Genomic DNA, 3,519 nt, shown 5'->3' with positions numbered 1-3,519 from the left:
CTTCCGATCTCTGCTCGGCGGCGTCCCGGGGCCGGTCGGCCTCGGCCTGGGCATCGGGGCGTTGCGGCGGATCCGCCGGCGCGGTACCCGGGGCCGCGGGATGGCGATCGCGGGCGTGGTGGTGGGCGCGGTGAGCACGCTGGTCTTCGTGGGCTGGGTGTGGCTCGCGGTGTGGGCGGCGTCGAACCCGGAGTTCGCGAGCGACGCGTCGGCGGAGCTGCCCGACTACACGCTGCGCTCGGACCTCGTGGTCGGCGACTGCCTGGAGGAGTACCCGAACGCGCTGGACCTCGGGACGGCCGGTCCGGTGGACTGCGGCCAGCCGCACGCGCTCGAGATCGTGGCGGTGCTGCCGCTGTCGGCTCCGGTCGACACGTACGCGGACCCGAGCGACGCCGGGTACGACGAGGGGTTCGCGGAGTGCGCCGCGCAGATCGACCGTGCCGCGCCGGAGCTGCTGGACGAGTGGACGGTGTGGACCGACGTGAGCTTCCCGCACCCGGACGACTGGGCGACGGGCGCGACGTCGGCGTACTGCGCGGTGGCGACCGACTACCCGGACCTGCAGGGGTCGGTGCTCGACGGGACGGTCACCGCGCCGTAGCCGCGGCACGGCCGCACCATGAGCGCAGGACGGGCTTTGTCCGGTTCGTCCTGACGCATTGTCAGGTCCATTGATGCCGACACCGCGCGCCTTTTCGTGAATGATTGCCCGGACATTTCTCACGGGATCTCGACGAGCGCACCGGCGCGGCGCGCCGGCAGGTCGTGCAGCGAGTTGCCTGGTCACAGGTGTGTCTCAGCCCGGTCACGAGCGACGCTGAAAATCCGCTGGTCGTGACCTGAACGGGATGTGCACGTGACGGGCCTGTGCTGGCGGTGACCCGTGCCGGGCCGCAAGGCTTCAGTCCTCGGACAAATGGAGGCGACTGATGCGCGGACGGATCTCGGCGGGGGCACTCGTGACGGCAGGGCTGCGGGCGGGCAGGCGAGGGCGGGCGCGGGCGTCGACCCGCGCGACGGCGGTCGTGGCGGCGGCCACCCTCGTCGGCGCGCTCGCGGCGTGCAGCGCGGGCGACTCGGGTGCGGACATGGACATGTCGCAGGCCGAGGGCGGCTACGACGACTCGTTCTCCTCCGAGGAGTGGCGCGACGTCCCCCTGGACGACCAGGAGGAGTACGACGACTCCCCGGAGCAGCCGTTCCAGGACGTGCGGACGAGCCCGCTGTCGACCTTCTCGTCCGACGTCGACACCGCGTCGTACAGCAACCTGCGCCGCCAGCTGCGGCAGGGCGTCGCGCCGGAGGGGGTGCGGATCGAGGAGCTCGTCAACTACTTCGACTACGACTACCCGGCGCCGGACCCGGACGCGGCGGACCCGTTCACGGTGACGACGCAGGTCGCCGACGCGCCGTGGGCGCCGGACCACCGGCTCGCGATGATCGGCGTGCAGGCGACCGCGGAGAAGCCGACGAGCCGCGGCAACAACATCGTGTTCCTGCTCGACGTTTCCGGGTCGATGGACGAGCCGAACAAGCTGCCGCTCCTCGCGGAGTCGTTCGCGCTCCTGGTCGAGCAGCTCGACGAGGACGACACGGTGTCGATCGTCACGTACGCGGGCGACAACCGGGTGCTCGCCGACTCGGTGCCGGGCGACCACCGCCGTGAGCTGGTGGGGATCCTGCGCGAGCTGCGGGCCGGCGGGTCGACGGGCGGCGCGGCGGGGCTGGAGACGGCGTACGAGCTGGCGACGGAGAACTTCGTCGAGGGCGGCAACAACCGGGTGATCCTCGCGACCGACGGCGACTTCAACGTCGGCCCGTCGACGCCCGAGCAGGTGACGGACCTCATCGAGGAGCACGCGAAGACCGGCGTCTACGTCTCGGTGCTGGGCTTCGGGATGGGCAACCTCAAGGACGTCACGATGGAGGCGATCGCCGACCACGGGAACGGCAACTACGCCTACATCGACACCCTGGAGGAGGCGCGCAAGGTCCTGGTCGACGAGTTCGACTCGACGATGTTCGTCGTCGCGCAGGACCTCAAGGTGCAGGTCGAGCTCAACCCCGCGACGGTGTCGCGGTACCGGCTGCTGGGCTACGACAACCGCCGGCTCGAGGACGAGGAGTTCGACGACGACACGAAGGACGCGGGCGACGTCGGTGCGGGGCACGCGGTGACGGCGTTCTACGAGCTGGTGCCGGCGGACGGCGCGTCGGCGGAGGACGACCTCGACTACCAGGACGTCGAGCCGGGCGGCTCGGACGACTTCCTCACGGTGCACGTCCGCTACAAGCAGCCGGGCGGGGACACGAGCACCGAGGTGGTCTTCCCGGCGGGGTCGGACACGTACACGACGCGCCCGACGGCGGACTTCCGGTTCGCGTCGGCCGTCGCCGAGTTCGGTCTGGCGGTCTCCCGGTCGGAGCACGCGGCGGACGCGAGCCCGACGCGGGCCCGGGAGCGGGCGCGCGAGGCCCTCGGCGAGGACCCGTACGGCCTGCGCTCGGAGTTCGTCGGCCTGGTCGACGACTACGTGCGGATGACGGGCTGAGCCCAGGCCCGACGGGACGTGCCTCCTCGGGCCTGGCGGTCGCTCACCACGCGGCGCGCGACGCCAGCCCGAGGAGGTACTCCTCCCACAGCCGCCCGGCGGCGGGACCGCCCGCGCAGGTCCCGTCGCTGAGCCCCACGGTCTTGACCCACAGGTCGGCGACGTGCGGGCCGTCGAGCGTCGCCCGCGGCGGCGAGCCGAGCGCCCGGCCCGCGGGGTTGCACCACACGGTTCCGTCGGGCCCGGCCAGCGCACCGGTGCCGTTGCGCGACGTGTCGACGACGAACGACGCACCGCCCAGCAGCGCCGACAGGTAGCGCCCGTACGCGACCTCGTGCTCGGAGCGCTGGAAGTTCGACGTGTTGACCGCGAACCCCGCGGCCTGGTCGACGCCCGCGGCCCGCAGCCGCAGCGCCATGTCGCGCAGCGCGAACGTCCCCCACCCGAAGCTGTTGCTGCTCGCGGCGTCGAGGTAGACCTCGGCACCCGCACGCGTCAGGGCCCCGACGGCGTACCGGAGCATCGCGAGACGCGCGTCGCGGTCACCGCACCGCTCGAGGTGCAGCAGCGCGTCGGGCTCGACGACGACGACCGCCTGCGCGCGCACCAGCCCGGCGGCCACCTGGTCGATCCAGGCCCGGTACTCGCCGACCGTCGCGAACCCGCCCGCCGAGAGCCCGCCGCAGTCGCGGTCCGGGATGGCGTACGTGACGAGGACGGGCGTCTGCCCGGCCGCGGCCGCCGTGGCGGCATACGCACGGACCGACGACGCGACGGTCGCGGTGGCGTCCTGCGGGCCGAGCCACCGTGCCGAGCCCTGCGCGGCGGCCTTCGCGAGCAGCGCGGCGTCGACCTCGCCGACGAGGACGACGACCGTGCGGCCGTCCTGCTCGTCGACCCGGATCGTCCCGGCGGCGGCGGTGTGGTCGATCAGCTCCATGGCTCCTCACTCCTGCACGTCCGG

The 3,519-nt window shown here is 72.9% G+C and carries 3 protein-coding genes; 2 read left to right on the top strand and 1 reads right to left on the bottom strand.

Annotated elements, in window-relative coordinates:
• The coding region (locus tag HGA02_RS13380) for a DUF4190 domain-containing protein (protein WP_168679423.1) at positions 1-604 on the top strand (604 nt) is incomplete at its 5' end.
• A 328-nt stretch (positions 605-932) separates the two neighbouring features.
• Complete coding sequence (locus HGA02_RS13375; protein WP_168679422.1) at positions 933-2,555, top strand: vWA domain-containing protein; 1,623 nt, start codon at positions 933-935, stop codon at positions 2,553-2,555.
• Positions 2,556-2,598: 43 nt separating this feature from the next.
• Here the strand turns inward: HGA02_RS13375 and HGA02_RS13370 are convergent, their stop codons facing one another.
• A complete protein-coding gene (locus HGA02_RS13370) occupies positions 2,599-3,495 on the bottom strand; it encodes a glycoside hydrolase family 6 protein (protein WP_168679421.1) in 897 nt (298 codons plus the stop codon).
• Positions 3,496-3,519: the final 24 nt, after the last annotated feature.

The organism is Cellulomonas septica (assembly GCF_012396155.1).
In the GTDB taxonomy this organism is placed as follows: domain Bacteria; phylum Actinomycetota; class Actinomycetes; order Actinomycetales; family Cellulomonadaceae; genus Cellulomonas; species Cellulomonas septica.
This window is presented reverse-complemented; position numbering and strand designations above follow the sequence as displayed.

Bases quoted from the DNA above. Each gene is read 5' to 3' on its own strand.
- HGA02_RS13375 (WP_168679422.1), top strand. From the start codon at position 933: ATGCGCGGACGGATCTCGGCGGGGGCACTCGTGACGGCAGGGCTGCGG.
- HGA02_RS13370 (WP_168679421.1), bottom strand. From the start codon at position 3,495: ATGGAGCTGATCGACCACACCGCCGCCGCCGGGACGATCCGGGTCGAC.